Annotated in this window: 15 protein-coding genes; 3 read left to right on the forward strand and 12 right to left on the reverse strand. The window is 67.7% G+C overall.

The features are described from left to right. Positions 1-21: 21 nt before the first annotated feature. The 12 genes from recN to ftsW form a co-directional block, all read right to left on the reverse strand. On the reverse strand, positions 22-1674 hold the full coding sequence (gene recN, locus VK682_RS10425) for a DNA repair protein RecN (protein ID WP_230794274.1): 1653 nt from the start codon (positions 1672-1674) through the stop codon (positions 22-24). Positions 1675-1692: 18 nt separating this feature from the next. After that, positions 1693-2547 (reverse strand): outer membrane protein assembly factor BamD, encoded by an 855-nt coding sequence (locus VK682_RS10430; RefSeq protein ID WP_089847084.1) that lies wholly within the window; start codon positions 2545-2547, stop codon positions 1693-1695. Positions 2548-2660: 113 nt separating this feature from the next. Continuing rightward, positions 2661-3581, reverse strand: a complete 921-nt coding sequence (gene lpxC / locus VK682_RS10435) for a UDP-3-O-acyl-N-acetylglucosamine deacetylase (RefSeq protein ID WP_230794273.1) — start codon at positions 3579-3581, stop codon at positions 2661-2663. A gap of 250 nt (positions 3582-3831) precedes the next feature. Beyond that, entirely contained in the window at positions 3832-5538 is a 1707-nt protein-coding gene (gene ftsZ, locus VK682_RS10440; protein WP_089847081.1) for a cell division protein FtsZ, read from the reverse strand. A gap of 387 nt (positions 5539-5925) precedes the next feature. Then, positions 5926-7257 (reverse strand): cell division protein FtsA, encoded by a 1332-nt coding sequence (ftsA, locus tag VK682_RS10445; protein ID WP_089847079.1) that lies wholly within the window; start codon positions 7255-7257, stop codon positions 5926-5928. After that, positions 7254-8135 (reverse strand): cell division protein FtsQ/DivIB, encoded by an 882-nt coding sequence (locus tag VK682_RS10450; RefSeq protein WP_089847077.1) that lies wholly within the window; start codon positions 8133-8135, stop codon positions 7254-7256. The genes ftsA and VK682_RS10450 overlap by 4 nt, the downstream gene beginning before the upstream one ends. Next, positions 8123-9037: a D-alanine--D-alanine ligase gene (locus VK682_RS10455; RefSeq protein ID WP_230794272.1), complete on the reverse strand. Its 915-nt coding sequence runs from the start codon at positions 9035-9037 to the stop codon at positions 8123-8125. Before VK682_RS10455 ends, VK682_RS10450 begins: the two co-directional genes overlap by 13 nt. Positions 9038-9177: 140 nt before the next feature. Then, entirely contained in the window at positions 9178-10116 is a 939-nt protein-coding gene (gene murB / locus VK682_RS10460; protein WP_230794271.1) for a UDP-N-acetylmuramate dehydrogenase, read from the reverse strand. Then, entirely contained in the window at positions 10109-10375 is a 267-nt protein-coding gene (locus VK682_RS10465; protein ID WP_230794270.1) for a DUF2484 family protein, read from the reverse strand. The genes murB and VK682_RS10465 overlap by 8 nt, the downstream gene beginning before the upstream one ends. 21 nt (positions 10376-10396) lie before the next feature. Next, positions 10397-11794, reverse strand: coding sequence for a UDP-N-acetylmuramate--L-alanine ligase (gene murC, locus VK682_RS10470; RefSeq protein WP_089847418.1), 1398 nt, complete (start codon positions 11792-11794; stop codon positions 10397-10399). 26 nt (positions 11795-11820) lie between these two features. Further along, positions 11821-12951 (reverse strand): UDP-N-acetylglucosamine--N-acetylmuramyl-(pentapeptide) pyrophosphoryl-undecaprenol N-acetylglucosamine transferase, encoded by a 1131-nt coding sequence (locus VK682_RS10475; protein ID WP_089847069.1) that lies wholly within the window; start codon positions 12949-12951, stop codon positions 11821-11823. Between the two features lie 149 nt (positions 12952-13100). Further along, the gene (gene ftsW / locus VK682_RS10480; protein WP_089847067.1) at positions 13101-14267 is read right to left on the reverse strand and encodes a putative lipid II flippase FtsW; all 1167 of its coding nucleotides are present in this window, start codon (positions 14265-14267) and stop codon (positions 13101-13103) included. A 166-nt stretch (positions 14268-14433) separates the two neighbouring features. Between ftsW and VK682_RS10485 the strand changes: the two genes are divergently transcribed. The 3 genes from VK682_RS10485 (at position 14434) to VK682_RS10495 (ending at position 17325) form a co-directional block, all read left to right on the forward strand. After that, positions 14434-15672 (forward strand): BaiN/RdsA family NAD(P)/FAD-dependent oxidoreductase, encoded by a 1239-nt coding sequence (locus VK682_RS10485; protein ID WP_380715835.1) that lies wholly within the window; start codon positions 14434-14436, stop codon positions 15670-15672. Positions 15673-15727: 55 nt separating this feature from the next. Further along, the gene (locus VK682_RS10490; RefSeq protein WP_230794269.1) at positions 15728-16405 is read left to right on the forward strand and encodes a hypothetical protein; all 678 of its coding nucleotides are present in this window, start codon (positions 15728-15730) and stop codon (positions 16403-16405) included. 95 nt (positions 16406-16500) lie between these two features. Further along, the gene (locus VK682_RS10495) at positions 16501-17325 is read left to right on the forward strand and encodes a manganese catalase family protein (RefSeq protein WP_089847062.1); all 825 of its coding nucleotides are present in this window, start codon (positions 16501-16503) and stop codon (positions 17323-17325) included. Positions 17326-17533: the final 208 nt, after the last annotated feature.

Raw genomic sequence — 17533 nt, forward strand, 5'->3', positions numbered from 1 at the left:
CCCTTTCGGCGCGTCAGGCGCCTAGCCCGCCAAGAGCGCCCGCGCGGCGGCCCGCGCCTCGGGGGTGACGGTGTCCCCGGCCAGCATCCGGGCAATCTCATCCTCGCGCGCGGGCAGATCCAGCGGCGTGACGGTAGAGGTGGTGACATCCGCCCGCACCCGCTTTTCCACCCGCCAGTGATGCGCGCCAAGGGCCGCCACCTGCGGCGAATGGGTCACGACCAGCACCTGCCCGCCTTCGGCAAGGGCTGCCAGCCTGCGGCCCACCGCATCCGCCGTGGCCCCGCCAACGCCGCGGTCGATCTCGTCGAATATCATGGTCACGTCGCCGCCCTGCTCTTCGGACAGGCACACCTTCAGCGCCAGCAGAAAGCGCGACAGTTCCCCGCCCGAGGCGATCTTGTTGAGCGGCCCGGCGGGCGCGCCCGGATTGGTGGCGACGGTGAAGGCCACGCCATCGCGCCCCTCGGGGCCTTCGGGCGCCTGCGACAGATCAGTGCGGAAGACCGCGCGCTCCATCTTCAGCGGCGCGAGTTCAGAGGCCACCGCCGCGTCAAGCCGCGCCGCCGCCTCGGCCCGCGCCGTGCTCAGCGCCTGCACCGCGTGGTCATAGCCCGCCTCGGCCTCGCGCAGCGCGGCGCGCAGCGCGTCCAGTTCCTCGGCGGAATGATCCAGCGCGTTCAGCCGCCCGGACAGGGTCTGCTGCAGCGCGGGCAGCTCGTCGGGCAGCACCTGATGCTTGCGGGCCAGCCCGCGGATGGCAAACAGCCGCTCTTCGGTATCTTCCAGCACGCGCGGATCGAATTCCAGCGCCTCCAGACAGTCGGCCACCTCGCGCCCGGCCTCGTCCAGTTCGGCCATGGCGCGCGCGAGTGCCGCCACCGCCCCGTCAAGCCGTCCCTCGGCGCCTTCGGAGGCACCTTCCAGCCAGCGCAGCGCATCGGCCATGGCGCCCTCGGCGCCCTCATATCCCAGCGCCTGACTGGCGCGGGCGATGTCGTCGCGCACCTTTTCGGCGCCCTGCATCATGCGGCGCTTGCGGTCAAGATCAGCATCCTCGCCCGGCTCGGGGGCAAGCTTGTCCAGTTCGGCTACGGCATGGCGCAGGAAATCTTCCTCGGCACGCACCGCCTCCAGCGCGGCCTCGGCCTCGGCCAGCCGCTTGCGGGCGGCGCGCTGTGCGGACCATGCGGCGCGGGTCTCGGCCATCAGCGGCTCGGTCCCGGCATAGGTGTCAAGGATGGCGCGATGGCCCGTCGGATTGAGCAGGCCGCGGTCGTCATGCTGGCCATGCAGTTCCACCAGCGTTTCCGACAGGCGGCGCAGCACCTCGCCGCTGACGCGGCGGTCATTGACCCAGCCGGTCTTGCGCCCGTCGGCGGTGTTGACCCGGCGCAGGATCAGTTCCTGCGACACCGGCAGCCCCGCCTCGTCCAGCACCGCACGGGCGGCATGGCCGGAATGCAGGTCGAACACCGCCGTCACCTCGCCCTGCGCCGCCCCTGCGCGCACCAGTTCGGCACGGCCCCGCCAGCCCAGCACGAAGCCCAGACTGTCGAGCAGGATCGACTTGCCCGCCCCTGTTTCGCCGGTCAGCACGTTGAGGCCCGGCTGGAAGCTTAGATCCAGCCGGTCAATGATGAGCATGTCGCGGATTTCAAGCGCCCGGAGCATGGGATGCCCTGCCTGATGTTACAGCCACTGGCCCCTGACCATCTGGCGATAGACTTGCGCCAGCCAGCTGTCGCCCGCAGCTTCCAGTTCCAGCCCGCGCCCGGTCAGCAGCTTGTAGCTGTCCTGATACCAGTCGGTGCTCTGGTAGTTGTAGCCAAGGATGGCACCCGCCGTCTGCGCCTCTTGGGTCAGGCCCAGCGACAGATAGGCTTCGACCAGACGGTGCAGCGCCTCGGGGGTGTGGGTCGTGGTCTGGAAATCCTCCACCACCACGCGGAACCGGCTGATGGCCGCGCCATAGTTCTGCCGCTTCAGGTAGTAGCGCCCGATTTCCATTTCCTTGCCGGCCAGATGGTCGAAGGCAAGATCGAATTTCAGGATCGACGACCGGGCATATTCGCTGTCGGGATAGCGTTCGATCACGGTGCGCAGCGCCTGCAGGGCCTGAAAGGTCAGGCCCTGATCGCGGCCCACTTCCTCGATCTGGTCGTAATAGCTGAGCGCCAGCAGATACTGCGCATAGGCCGCATCTTCATCGGTCGGGTAGAAGTCGATATAGCGCTGTGCCGCCCCGCGCGAGTTTTCGTAGTCCCTGTCCTGATGATAGGCAAAGGCCTGCATGATCAGCGCGCGTTTGGCCCATTCCGAATAGGGGTAAAGCCGTTCGACCTCGCCGAAATAATAGGCGGCCTCCTCGGCGTCGCTCGCGTCGAGTTCGTATTCGCCACGCTCAAAAATCTGCTGGGCGGAATATGTCTCCATCGGGACGCCGCCCGGACCGAATCCGGGGCGTTCCTGTGCCGAGCACCCGACCAGTAGAATCGCGGAAAAAGCCGCTCCGATCACACCCTTTCGCGATCTGCCGCCTGCCATGCCCGACTTCCTCACATTTCCTGAACGGGGCCCCTGTCGGACCCTTGGGTCGGTCCTAGCACAGAAAATTCCGGTGCAAAATGCCTTGACGGCGTTTTGAACGGCATCCCGGCTCAGGCGACAGCCGGGATTTCCTCGCGCTCGACGCCGACACCGGGAAGCTGCGCGGCAAGCCGCTCATCGCAGAGCGTCAGGCGCCATGCCTCGGGGGTGGCGAAAAGTTCGCGCAGCAGCAGGTTGGTCAGCGCGTGACCTGCCTTGAACCCGGTGTAATGGCCAAGGATCGGCGCGCCTGCGGTGTAAAGATCACCCAGCGCATCCAGCATCTTGTGGCGCACCGCCTCGTCGGCATGGCGCAGGCCGCCGGGCGACAGCACCCGGTCGCCATCCACCACCACGGCGTTCTCGTAGGTGCCGCCAAGCGCCAGACCGTTCTTCTGCATGCTGTCCACATCGGACTGGCGGCAGAAGGTGCGGCTGTCACAGAGTTCACGCACGAAGGCGCCATTGGCCAGATCCAGCCGCTTGTCCTGCGTGCCGATGGCGGCATCGGGGAAGTCGATGTGGAAATTCATGGTCAGGCCCTGCCCCGGCTCCAGCCGGGCCCAGCCTGCCTTGGTCTGCACCTCGACGGGGGCCAGCACCTCGATGGCGCGGACGGGGGCGGCCAGATGGCGCACGCCGCGCGCCATGATGCCGCGCACGAAGGGGGCGGCGGAGCCGTCGAGGATCGGAACCTCGGGGCCGTCAAGATCGATCAGCGCGTTATGGATGCCGCAGCCCGACAGCGCCGCCATGACATGTTCGATGGTCGACACCGACACGCCCGCCGCATTGACGATGCGGGTGCAAAGCGGCGTGATTTCCACCGCGTCCCAGAGGGCGGGCACGACGCGGTTGCCCAGCCGGATGTCGGTCCGCTTGAAGCGGATGCCATGATCGGCGGGAGCCGGACGAATGGTCATGCGGGCGGGTGCGCCCGAGTGAAGGCCCACACCGTCGAAGATTGCTGCGCTGCGAATGGTCGTCTGCACGGTCTCACCTCTTCTCCGGCACGGCCTCGCCCTACGCGGGCCATGTCTTGATGAGGGAGATACGGACGAGGGGCCCATTCCTCAAATCAAAGATTGCAACGGAGTGAAACATCCCGCCCCCGGTCTGGGCAGGTCCGCGCCGCCGCGCGGAACCATCCCGGCAAGCGCTTGATTACAAAAGAAAACGCCCCCAAATTTCGGGGGCGTTCGCGGCCGGAGCCGGTGATCTTGTCATGTCATGACGTAAGGTTCAGTTCGCCTGACGCCGCAGGAAGGCCGGAATTTCGATCCGGTCCTGATCCTGTGCCTCCTCGGCATCCTGCACCGGAGCGGGCTTGTGCGAGCCATGCACCGGCGGCTGACGGCGCGGCGCGGGGGCTGCGGGGGCGGCAGGCGCTTCGGGAGCAGCATGACCGGTCATGCGGTTGATCAGCGAGTTGATGCCAAAGCGCGGCTTGTCGGCCCCGGCGGCATGGCCGTGCTGCGGCTGATGCGCCTGCGGTGCGGGAGCGGGCTGGCCGCCCCGGTTGCGCGCGGCTGCCGCCTGCAGGCGGGCCATCGTATCGGGCGAGGCCTGCCCCGGAGCCGGAGCGCGCGGCGCCACGAAAGCCTCGGGCCGGGTGTCGAGCGCGTCGGACTGCGGCTGGAACTGCGCCACCTGCGGACGGTAGGCGGGCGGCGGCAGACCGTCATCGGACTGCGGCTCTTCGGCGTGATCGTCATAGCCGTGATCCAGATGCGTGTCGGCACCGTGATCCGCTTCGGAGGCATAGCGCGCGGGCGCTTCATCCTCGTAGCGCGGCTCCTGACGGGGTTCGGCCACGCGGGCGGCGGCGGGCTGCTGCTGCGGAGCCGGACGCTGCTGCGGTGCGGCAGCGGGGCGCTGCTGCGGCGCGGGGCGCGCGGCGACCGGCTGCGGTGCGGGCTCTTCGCCCTGCGGCAGCGGACGGGCCAGCGAGCGGCGCGGCACCGGCACTTCCTGATGGTCGGTGGAGGCGTCGATGCCGGTCGCCACGACGGAGACGCGCATCATGCCTTCCATGCCGTCATCCAGCGTGGAGCCCACGATGATGTTGGCATCGGCGTCCACTTCCTCGCGGATGCGGTTGGCGGCCTCGTCCAGTTCGAACAGCGTCAGGTCATGCCCGCCGGTGATGTTGATGAGCACGCCCTTGGCACCGCGCAGGCTGATTTCGTCCAGCAGCGGGTTGGCGATGGCCTTCTCGGCGGCCTGGATGGCGCGATCTTCGCCCTCGGCCTCGCCGGTGCCCATCATGGCCTTGCCCATCTCGTCCATCACCGCGCGCACGTCGGCGAAATCGAGGTTGATGAGACCCGGACGCACCATCAGGTCGGTCACGCCCTTGACGCCCTGATAGAGCACGTCATCGGCCATGGAGAAGGCTTCGGTGAAGGTGGTCTTTTCGTTGGCCAGCCGGAACAGGTTCTGGTTGGGAATGATGATCAGCGTGTCGACCATCTTCTGCAGGGTTTCCACGCCCTCTTCCGCCTGACGCATCCGCTTGGCGCCTTCGAACTGGAAGGGCTTGGTCACCACGCCCACGGTCAGCACGCCCAGTTCCCGCGCGGCCTGCGCGATGATCGGGGCCGCTCCGGTGCCGGTGCCGCCGCCCATGCCCGCGGTGATGAAGCACATGTGTGCGCCCGCAAGGTGGTCGACGATCTGTTCGATGCTTTCCTCGGCGGCGGCGGCGCCCACGGACGGACGGGCGCCCGCGCCCAGACCCTCGGTCACCTTGACCCCAAGCTGGACCTTGTTGCCGGCGCGGCTTTGCTGCAGAGCCTGCGCATCGGTGTTGGCAACGACAAAGTCGACGCCTTCAAGCTGCTTCTCGATCATGTTGTTGACCGCGTTGCCGCCCGCTCCACCGACACCGAACACCGTGATCCGGGGCTTGAGCTCTTCTTGTCCGGGCATGGAAAGATTGAGTGCCATGTCTGTTCCGCCTGCTTTGACTTGTTGCACGCCTGTCCTGCGTATTTGGTTCAAACATTATCGGGATCTTGCCAAGCCGTCACGCGAAAAAGGTGAAAAAGCCACTGAATATGGCTTAAAACCTGCTGTTTCTCGCGAGATCTCGCCGATACCGCCAGATATGGCGGACGGCGCCCTGAAAGACACAACAAAGCGGAGAGGGCGCGGAAAACCACGCCATCGGAGCTTCGGAATTTCAAGGGGGTCTGCTCGACCCTGATGCCGCCTCTGACGGGCGGTCTGTCATTTCTACCATGTGCCCCCAAGGCTGTCACGCCCTGCGGACCCGTTGTTTTGCTGGAGTTTACCGCCCGTGACCGGGGATCGGCAAAGCTCCGCCGGTGGCGATCACCAGTTGTCGCGGAACCACTTCACCGCGCGCTTCAGCGACCGGGCCGGGTATTTGTCCACCGGAATCTCGAAATCCCACCATTCGTCCTGCGGATGCGCCGCGAAGAGGCACATGCCCACGGCAGAGGCAAAGCCCGGCCCGGTGGCGGCCTGCGGCAGCCCGTGCACGCGCAGCGGACGCCCCAGCCGGACCTGACTGCCCAGAATGCGGCTTGCCAGCCCGTCAAGCCCGGGAATCTGGCTAGCCGCCCCCGTCAGCACGATCTGCTGGCTCGGCAGATGCTCGAACCCTGCGGCATCCAGACTGGCGCGCACCTCTTCGAGGATTTCCTCGACACGGGGGCGCATGATGCCGATCAGTTCGGCGCGGCTGACCTGCCGCCGGTCGTGGTGCCAGTCGCCGGTATCGCCCGAGATCTCGATCATCTCGCGGTCATCCATGCCGGTGGCCACGACGCCGCCGTAAAAGGTCTTGATGCGTTCGGCCATGGCCATGGGGATCTGCAGCCCCATGGAGATGTCGCCGGTGACGTGGTCGCCGCCCATGGGCACCGCATCGGCATAGATCATGTGTTTCTTCATGAAGATCGACACGCCGGTGGCGCCGCCCCCCATGTCGATGCAGGCCGCGCCCAGCTCCTGCTCGTCCTCGACCAGCGCCGCCACGCCCGACACATAGGCAGAGCTTGCGATCCCGGCCAGTTCCAGATCGCAGCGCTTGACGCAATGGGCAAGGTTCTGGATCGCCTGCGCGTTGACGGTCAGCATGTGCATGTCGCAGGCCAGATCGCGCCCGATCTGCCCGCGCGGATCGCTGAGCCCCGAGCGGTGATCCAGCGCGAAGTTCACCGGCTGCGCATGCAGCACCTCGCGGCCCGGGCCAAAATCCGGCACGTCGCAGGCCGAAAGCACCCGCGCCACATCCTGTTCGCTGACCACGGGCGCGTCGACCTCGACCTTACCGGCCAGCCCGTAGCTGCGCGGCGTGGCGCCCGAGAAACAGGCGATGACGTGATCCACCCGGATCCCGGCCATTTTCTGCGCCGCCTGCACGGCGGTGCGGATGGCGCGTTCCGTCTCGCTCATCGCGGCGATCTCGCCAAACCGGACCCCGCGCGACCGGGTGGTGGCGGCCCCGATCACCCGGAACCCCGCCTGCCCTGCCAGCGAGCCCACGCCGCTGTCGGTCTGGCGGTCGGTGCCGTCAAAGCGCAGCACCAGACAGGCGATCTTGGAACTGCCCACGTCAAGCACGGCCACCACACCCCGCTGCATCGCCGCGCGCCGCATGTTGCGCATCGCGCGCTGGGATTCGTAGAGCTCGATCATTGTCGTTGGTCTCCGGTCTCCATGGCCTTGATCCGCCAGTATTCCTGCGATGCCATGGCGCTCAGCCGCAGGGTGGGCCGCTGTGCCAGCCGCAAATCGACCGCCGCGATGTCCCGCGACAGCATGTCCACCGCGCCATCCATGGCCATGGCACGTTCCAGCGCCTGCACCGCGTCGGTTTCGGGCAGCAGGATGCGCTGGCCGCGATCCAGCACCACGTCCCAGCGCCGTTCGCCGATGCGCTCCAGCCCGCGCAGCCGCCCCTCCAGCGGGGCCGCCGCCGTCAGCAGGGCCAGCGCCTCGGACACATGGTCGCGCGCGCCGGTGCCTGCGATCACCGGCAGGTCGGGCCGGTCGGTGCGGCTTGCGGCGGGGCCGACGCGGGCGCCGCTGTCATCCAGCATCTCGAGCCCCGTGCCGCTGCGCCACAGCACCACCGGCACCCGTTCCACCACATCCACCTGCAGCACCCCGCCCTGCCGGATGCGCAGGGCCACGGATTTCACCGCGTCCAGGGTGCCGATACGGGCACGCAGCGCGTCCAGATCCAGATCAAAGGAACTCAGCGGCAGCTGCAGCGCCATCGCCTCGCGCACGGCGGCGGTGACCCCGGGTCCCGCACCGTCGATCGACATCTGGCTCACGGCGAATTCGGGGCGGGACTGGACCTGCTCCTGCAGCCCCAGCAGCGCGTCCATGACGGCGGCGCGGTTGGCCTCGACCGAGAAATACCAGCTGGCCCCGCCCAGCCCCAGCGCGAAGGGCAGACCCACGCGCAGCGCGAAGCGGAAAAGCGGCGTCAGCATCAGCCGTTCCATGCGGTATTTCAGCCGGGACGGCGCGGGATCGGGCCGGAACACCTGTGTCACCTGTTGCATGAGGCATCCTCCACCATCCAGCGGCAGACCTCGCCGAAGCTCATCCCGCAGGCCAGCGCCTGTTCGGGTGCCAGCGAGGTGGGGGTCATGCCGGGCTGGGTGTTGGTTTCCAGCAGCACCAGCCCCGCCAGCCCCTGCGCCTCGTCCCAGCGGAAATCGGTCCGGCTGAGCCCGCGGCAGCCAAGCGCGCGATGCGCGCGCAGGGCATAGTCCAGACAGGCGTCAAAAATCTCGGCGGGCACCTCGGCAGGCAGCACATGGCGCGATCCGCCCGCCTTGTACTTGGCGTCGTAATCATACCAGCCGTCGGTGAGGATGTCGGTGACGGTCAGCGCCCGGTCGCCCATGACCGTGGTGGTCAGCTCGCGCCCCGGCGCATAAGCCTCGACCATCACCGTCTCGGGCATGTCTTCGGAAAGCTGCGGCGGCGTGTTCGCCCCGTCCATCACCAGATAGACGCCGACCGAACTGCCTTCGTTATAGGGTTTGACCACATAAGGCGGCGCCATCACATGGCGGCGGCGCACCTCGTCGCGCAGGGCCAGAAGGCTGGGCACCACCGGCAGCCCCGCCTCGCGGTAAACCTGCTTGGTGCGTTCCTTGTCCATGGCCAGCGCCGAGGCCAGCACCCCGGAATGGGTATAAGGCAGGCGGAGCCATTCCAGCAGCCCCTGCACGCAGCCATCTTCGCCCCAGCGGCCATGCAATGCGTTGAACACCACATCCGGCGCTTCAGCGGCCAGCCGCGCGGGCAGATCGTCGCCTGCGTCAAGCTCGACGACCTGAAAACCCTGATCCCTCAAAGCGGCGGCACATTCCCGCCCGGAACTGAGAGACACCTCGCGCTCTGACGAGGGCCCGCCCAATAACACCGCCACCTTGGGGCTTGTCCTGCTCGACATCCCCAAACCGCCTCGATCTGCGGGGCTCTGCGCCCCTTTTTTGACGGGGTTGACCCCGCTTTTGTTGCAGGGGCTGCCCCCCGCAAATAGAACCACGACGCATCGCGGGCCGGCTGATGGCGTGCCTGTCGCCGCCGGGGTCAGACCCCGGTCCTGTCCAGTGGATCACCGACCCTCATGATTTCCCAATGTAGCTGCAATCCGCTGTGTTGGAAAACCTTTTTTCGCACTTCTTCCCCCAATCCTTCCAGATCGGCGGCGGTTGCCCCGCCGGTGTTCACCAGAAAGTTGGGATGTTTGGGGCTCATCTGCGCAGCCCCGCGTGTGGCACCGCGCAGACCCGCCGCGTCGATGACTTTCCAAGCCTTCAGCTCGTGGCTGTCATCCGCCTGCCCGGTGGAGCTGAAGCCCGCCGGATTGCGGAAGGTGGACCCGGCGCTGCGGTCCTTGACCGGCTGCGTCTCGTCGCGTTTGCGCAGCTGCGCGTCCATGCGCGCCTCCAGCTCCGCCGGATCGCCGGGGGCGCCGCTCAACACCGCCTCGACCACCACCCAGCCTTCGGGCAGATCGCTCTGCCGGTAGCGCAGGTTCAGATCGGCGGCGGGCAGCGTGACCAGCCGACCGTCGCGGCTGACCGCGCGGATCTCGATCAGGTGATCGGCGACATAGCTGCCGTAACAGCCCGCATTCATCCGCACCGCACCCCCGATGGATCCGGGGATGGTGCGCAGGAAGGTCAGATCGACCCCCGCCTCTGCCGCGCGCTTCGCCACATGCGCATCCAGCGCCGCCGCCCCGGCGGTGACGCGCGTCCCCTCCACCGTGATGGCGTTGAAGCCGCGCCCGAGCCGGATCACCACGGCGCGCAGCCCGCCATCGCGCACGATAAGGTTGGAGCCGACCCCCATGGGAAAGACCGGCATCTTGGGCGGCAGGGCCGCCAGAAAATCGCACAGATCCTGCAGATCGGCGGGCTGGACCAGCGCATCGGCGGGCCCGCCCACCCGCAGCCAGGTCAGATCGGCCAGCGCGCGGTCGCGGGTCAGCCTGCCGCGCAGGGGGGGATAGCTGTCAGTCATGTCGTGCCTTCCATCGCAGGGCCCTGCCCCGCAGCCAGCGCCAGCCATGGCGCAGCGGCCAGCGCAGCACGCTTGCCGCGCCAAGCGCCACCACCAGCCCGACCAGCGGCCCGTTCTGCCAGACCACATAGACCAGCAGCGGCAGTCCGGTGGCGATCAGCGCATAGGCCAGCCGCCAGTGATTGTCGCGCGAGGGCAGCATCGCCAAGAGCCCGCCGAGGATCGCCCACAGACAGGCCAGCGCCAGCGACAGGGTCATGGCCTGCCCCCCGCGCGCCGCTCAGCGGTCCAGCCGTCCGGGCAGGTTGTTGGCCCAAGCCGAAATCGTGCCCGCGCCAAGGCAGACCACCATGTCGCCGGGCCGGGCCTGTTCGCGCACCAGCCGTTCCAGATCGTCCTCGGACAGGATCGCGCGGGCGTGGCGGTGACCATGCCGGATCAGCCCCGCCACCAGATCATCGCGCGAGGCGCCGGGAATGGGATCCTCGCCCGCCGCATAGACATCGGAGATCGCGACCACATCCGCCTCGTTGAAGCAGGTGCAGAACTCCTCGAAAAGGTTCGACAGCCGGGAATAGCGGTGCGGCTGGTGCACGGCGATGACCCGCCCTTCGGAGGCCTGACGCGCGGCTTTCAGCACGGCGGCGATTTCCACCGGGTGATGGCCGTAATCATCGATGATGGTCACGCCATTGACCTCGCCCACGCGGGTGAAGCGGCGGTTGACGCCGCCAAAAGCCGCCAGCGCCGCGCGGATCTCGTCGCCGCTCATGCCCAGATGATGCGCCACCGCCGCCGCCGACAGCGCGTTGGACACGTTGTGATCGCCCGGCATCGGCAGCGAGCAGCCGTCGATCCGCGCGCCTTCGGCCTGCAGCAGGATGTCGAACTTCGCCACACCCTTTTCGTAGCGCAGGTTGACCGCGCGCACATCGGCTTGCGCGTTGAAGCCATAGGTGACGACGCGGCGGTCGGTCACGCGGCCCACCAGCGCCTGCACCTCGGGGTGGTCGGTGCAGCAGATCGCCAGACCGTAAAAGGGAATGTTGGACACGAACTGATAGAAGCCGTCGCGCAGCGCCTCGATCGAGCCCCAGTGTTCCATATGCTCGGGGTCGATATTGGTGACGATGGCGATGGTGGCGGGCAGCCGGTTGAAGGTGCCGTCGGATTCGTCCGCCTCCACCACCATCCATTCGCCCAAGCCCACCCGCGCGTTGGATCCGTAAGCATGGATGATGCCGCCATTGACCACGGTGGGATCGAACTTGCCCGCATCCAGCAGCGTCGCCACCATGGTGGTGGTGGTCGTCTTGCCATGGGTGCCTGCGACCGCGACGTTGGATTTCAGCCGCATCAGTTCGGCCAGCATCTCGGCCCGGCGCACCACGGGCAGGCCACGGCGCCGCGCCTCGTCAAGCTCGGGATTGCCGGTCTTGATGGCGGAGGAGATCACCACCACCTGCGCCCGCTCCAGATTGTCGGCGCTCTGGCCTTCGAAGACATGCGCGCCCAGCGTTTCCAGCCGGTCGGTGATCTTGGACCGCTTCAGGTCCGAGCCCTGCACCACATAGCCGTGGTTCAGCAGCACCTCGGCAATGCCCGACATGCCGATGCCGCCAATGCCGACAAAATGGATGGGTCCGACATCGCCGGGCAGTTTCGTGGCGGGGCTCATGGCGGCTCCTTCGATGCGTTCCAGTTTCATCTGTCTTCCAAATCTTCGGCCAGTTCCGGGGCCGGGGCCATCCCGGCCAAGTCTTCCACCAGCGCCGCCAGATGCTCTGCGGCATCGGGCCGGGCCACCGACAGCGCGGCGCGCGACATCTGCAGCGCGCCTTGGGCATTGCCCAGCACCGCCTCCAGCGCGTCGCGCAGGCTGTCCACGGTCAGCTTGCTTTCGGGAATGCGGATCGCCGCCCCCGCCTCGACCAACGCCTGCGCGTTGACGGTCTGGTGATCGCCCGCCGCCACCGCATAGGGGATCAGGATGGAGGGCCGCCCGATGGTGGAAATATCGGCCACCGAAGAGGCGCCCGACCGCGAGACCACCACCTGCGCTTCGGTCATGCGGGCGGGCAGATCGTCGAAAAACGGCTTCACCTCGGCGTCGATGCCGTGTTCGTAGTAATATTTCGCCACCCGCGCGCCGTCCTCGTCGCGGGCCTGATGGCTGATCCGCAGATGGCGCAGGATCTCCATCGGCAGCGCCTCGATGGCGGGGGGCAGCACATCCGACAGGATGCGCGCGCCCTGACTGCCGCCGATCATCAGCAGCGACATCGGGTAATCGCCGGGCGGGATATAGGCGGCCCCTGCCCGCTCCTTGACGGCGCGGCGCACCGGGTTGCCCACATGTACGCCCTCCACCCCGTCGGGCAGTTTCGTGGGCCATGTGCCGCAGGCCACCATGTCGACGCGGGAGGCGAAGATCTCGTTGACCCGGCCCAGCACGCCGTTCTGTTCATGGATCATGCGCGGCAGTTTCAGCAGCCATGCCGCCGCCAGCGCCGGGATCGAGGGATAGCCGCCAAAGCCCACCACCGCCGCAGGCCGGTCCTGCCGGAACCGCGCCGCCGTGGCGGCGACGCCCCGCGCCACGCGCAGCGGCACCAGCGCCTTGGACAGCAGCCCGCCCCGCGCGAAGGTGGCCGAGGCCACCTGTTCGATCCGGGTGGAATGCGGAAAGCCGCCCGTGTAGCGCGCTCCGCGGGCATCGGTGGACAGGGTGACCCGCCAGCCGCGCCGCAGCATGATCTCGGCCAGCGCCTGCGCCGGGAACATGTGACCGCCCGTGCCGCCTGCCGCGATGACCAGAAGGGGCCGTTCCGCCATGGTGCCTGTCCTTGTCCCTGTGCGGGGGCTGTCCCCCGTCGCTTGCCTGTCGCCTGTGCGGCGCAGGGGGGCTTCGCCGCCCCCGCCCGTGCCTTCCGCCCTTAGCGCAGGGGGCCGGGCCGTAAAAGCCCGACCGCCTGCGGAACGGCTCAGCGGGTGCGGGCGCGCAGGATCTCGCCGATCTCGCCCTGCGGGCGCGAGCGGGTGAAGGCCAGCAGCATCCCCACCGCGATGCCGCCCGCGATCAGAGAGGAGCCGCCATAGCTGACAAACGGCAGGGTCATGCCCTTGGCGGGCAGCAGCCTCACCGCCACGCCCATGTTGATCATCGCCTGCACGCCGAACATGGCGGCAAGCCCGGTGCCCGCCAGCCGGATGAACGGATCACGTTCGCGCATCAGCCGCAGCAGCGAGCGCACCACCACCGTGGCGTAGAGCGCGATGATGACCATGACCAGCACCATGCCGTATTCCTCGGCGGCGACGGCGATGATGAAATCGGTATGGGCGTCGGGCAGCGACCATTTCACCTGCCCCTCGCCCACGCCGACGCCAAAGAACCCGCCCTCGCGGATGGCATTGGTCGCATAGCCAAGCTGGGTCGTCGGATCGACATCCGGCGTCAGGAAGCCGTCGATGCGGCGGGCGAAATGTTCGGAATTGTTATAGGCAAAGCTGCCGCCCAGCACCACGAGCCCGGCCATTCCCAGCAGCAGCAGCATCGGCGCGCCCGCCACGAACCACATCACCCCCCAGCCAAAGAGCACAAGGCTCGCCTGTCCAAAATCGGGCTGCAGCGCCAGCACGATGACGATGGCCAGCGTCAGCCCGAAGGACCATGTCTTGCCCGGAGGGCCGCCGATGTCCTGACTGGCGGCCATCATCCACGCGGTGACGATCACGAAGGCGGGTTTCAGGAATTCCGAAGGCTGCAGCGAGGCGAAGCCCAGCGAATACCAGCGCACCGCGCCCTTGCCGAAATCCGTGCCCAGAAAGGGCAGCGCCAGCAGCGACAGGAAGGTGATGAGAAAGCCCACCACCGCCATGCGCCGCACCATGACCGGGGTCATCAGCGAGGTCAGGAACATCGCCGTCAGCGCCAGCCCGCCAAAAAACGCCTGCCGCTGCACGTAGTAGAAGGGGGCAAAATTGTTGCGCTCCGCCAGCGGCGGCGAGGCGGCCAGCCCCAGCAGGATCCCCACCCCGAACAGCATCAGCACGCAGGACAGCGCCCATCTGTCCACCGTGCGCCACCATTTGGGCAAAACGGGTTCGCCATCGCGCACGGTGACCGTGCCGTAAACCATTTCCGTCATGGGAGTACCGCTCAATTTTGCCGAATGTGCCTGTCGTCCGGATGGATCCGGATCTTGCGCGGAGCGTAGCAAAGGCCGGACGGTTTGGGAAGGCTCGACACGGCAGGGGCGCTGCCCCTCTGCCCCGCCTGCGGCGGGTCATTCACCCCGGAGTTTTCCGGGCAAGATGAAGGGAGGGCTTGCGCGGGCCGGGGCGGCTGTGGTTCAGGGCGGCATGGATGTGACAACGCTGATCTTGGGCGCGGGCGCCGCGGGGCTGATGTGTGCGGGCATGGCAGGGCCGGGCACGCTGGTGGTGGATCATGCCCGCGCGCCGGGCGAGAAGATCCGCATCTCGGGCGGCGGGCGCTGCAACTTCACCAATCTGGAGGTGGCGCCCGCGCGCTTCCTGTCCGGCAATCCGCATTTCGCCAAATCGGCGCTGGCGCGCTACACGCAGTGGGATTTTCTGGATCTGGTGTCGCAGGCCGGGATCGCGTGGCACGAAAAGACGCTGGGCCAGCTGTTCTGCGACGGCAAGGCGACGCAGATCGTGGCGCTGCTGCTGCGCCGGATGGAAGCGGCGGGGGCAACGCTCTGGCTCTCGACCTCGCTGCGCGATCTGGCGCATCGCGACGGCTGGTTCGTGGCCCGGCTGGAGCGCGAGGGCGCCGTGACCGAGGTGCGCGCCCGGCATCTGGTGGTGGCGACGGGCGGCAAGTCGATCCCCAAGATGGGCGCCACCGGGCTTGCCTATGATCTGGCGCAGCAGTTCGGGCACGCGCTGGTGTCCCCCCGCCCCGGTCTGGTGCCGCTGACCTTTCCCGAGGGCCGCTTTGCCGGGCTTGCCGGGCTGGCGCTGCCGGTGCGGGCAAGCTGCGGCGCCACCAGTTTCGACGAGGCGCTGCTCTTTACCCATCGCGGCCTGTCGGGGCCTGCGGTGCTGCAGATTTCCAGCTACTGGCAGGAGGGCGAGGATCTGCGCATCGACCTGATCCCCGGCACCGATCTGGCGGGGGCGCTGCGCGCCGCGCGGAGCGAGACCGGGCGGCGCGGGCTCGGCACCGCGCTGCAGCAGCATCTGCCCGCGCGGCTGGTCGCGCATCTGGCGGAGGATCTGGATCTGGGCGGCACGCTCGGCGATCTGTCGGACCGGCGGATTGCCGCGCTGGCCTCGGATCTGGGCGGCTGGACGCTGCGCCCGCAGGGCACCGAGGGCTGGCGCACCGCCGAGGTGACGCTGGGCGGGGTGGACACCGCCGGGCTCGACAGCCGCAGCATGGCCTCGCGCCATGTGCGGGGGCTGCATTTTATCGGCGAGGCGGTGGACGTGACCGGCTGGCTCGGCGGCTACAATTTCCAGTGGGCGTGGTCCTCCGGGGCGGCGGCGGCCCGCGCCATCGCCGAAGCCGCACGCGCCGCTTGAAAGCTTCGTCAACTGGTTACATATTCGTCATGCTATCGTCACGAAAGGCGCGCGCATGGCTTTTGCGGACCACCCCACGCTTCACCCGGCCAACTGGCTGAGAGACCTGCACGCGCAGGTGCCGCGCAAGGCCGCGCGCGATCTGTGGAACCGGCTGCGCTATGGTCCCGAGGCGCCGCTGTCGGACGAGCTGATCCATGTGGATCCGGCCCGTATCGACTGGACCTATGACGGCAAGGCCGGGCGACGGCGGCTCCGGCGGCCCGAAAGCGGCATGATCCTTGGCGGTGACTGGGATCTGTGCCGCACGCGGGTGGACGGACAGGTCAAGATCACCAGCTGCGAGGATCACTTCCTGCGCGGCGTGCCATGGGAAGACACGCCGCTTTACCATCAGATGCTGAGCGAGATCGCCGCGGGCAAGGCGCCGGATGGCTGCACCTCGGCCGCCGATGTGCAGCACCGTTACGAGACGCTGGACCGCATCTTCGAGGAAACACGGCGCCGGGGCCGACTTTTGACCAAGGCCGAACTGCCGGATTTCTTCCGGCGCGAACATGGCGGCATCCTTGTGCATGTGGGCCGCGACGGCACGCTGCTGCGCGCCAGCGGCGGCTGGCACCGCTTTGCCATCGCGCGCATCCTGAAGCTGCCGCGCATCCCGGCGCAGCTGGGGGTGGTCCATGCCGAGGCGATCGGCGCCGGGCATCTGCGCCCGCTGCGCGCCGCCTGACCGTCCCTGCCCCGCCTGTGTGGCGGGGCGCGGCTAACTTTCGGAACATCGACAGCGGCACGCGGTTCATGGGGTCTTCAACGCAAGGAGACACCATGTTTCACCATTCCTCGAAGCTGCAGTACCGGGTCCGCGTCGACACGCCCAACCCGGCCTTTGCCAAGCATCTGCAGCAGGCCATCGGTGGCATCGAAGGCGAAATCCGCGTGGCCATGCAGTACTTCTTTCAGGCCATGGGCTGCCGCGGCGACGACAAGTATCGCGATCTTCTGATGATGACCGCGACCGAAGAACTGAGCCATATCGAATTTCTGGGCCATGCCGTCGCGCTGAACCTCGAGGGCGCGCCGGTCTCCATGCAGGACGAGGCGGCGCAGGATCCGGTGGTCCATGCCATCCTTGGCGGCATGAATCCGCGGCACATCCTGTCCTCGGGGCTGTCGGCCATGCCGGTCAATTCCAACGGCGTGCCCTTCGACATGAGCCATGTCTACGCCACTGGCAATATCGGCGCCGACATGCTGGCCAATGCCACCGCCGAAGCGGGCGGGCGCGTGCTGGCGAGCCGTCTTTACAACATGACCGACGATCCCGGCATGAAGGACATGCTGTCCTTCCTGATCGCGCGCGACACCATGCACCAGCAGCAGTGGCTGGCGGTGATCGAGGAACTGGGCGGCTGGGAAGCGCAGCTGCCGGTGCCCAATTCCACCCCGCAGGAACATGAGGCGGTGGAGCACAGCTATTACTTCCTCAACACCTCGCTGGACGAGCCCACCCCGGAAGGCCGCTGGAGCTCTGGCGCCTCGCTGGACGGGCGCGGCGAATTCACCGTGCGCGAAAAGGTGGAGCCTCTGGGCCAGAAGCCGAGCCTTGGCAAGGCCAAGCCCATGTCCGGCGCGCAGAAGGAACAGATCTGAGCCACGCAGCGCCCCTGCCCCCGGGGGTGTCTGCCAGACACAAAGAAGGCGGCCTTGCGAGGCCGCCTTCACGTGCTGGGCGCAGGCAGCTCTGCGCCAGTCAGATGTCCTGATCGCTGTTCTTGCGGGAAAAATGATCCTGAACGAACTCCACCACGGCGAAAAGAACCACAAGGCAGATCAGGATGTCGATGTAGCCGGTCATGGG

The organism is Salipiger marinus (assembly GCF_035481585.1).
In the GTDB taxonomy this organism is placed as follows: domain Bacteria; phylum Pseudomonadota; class Alphaproteobacteria; order Rhodobacterales; family Rhodobacteraceae; genus Salipiger; species Salipiger marinus.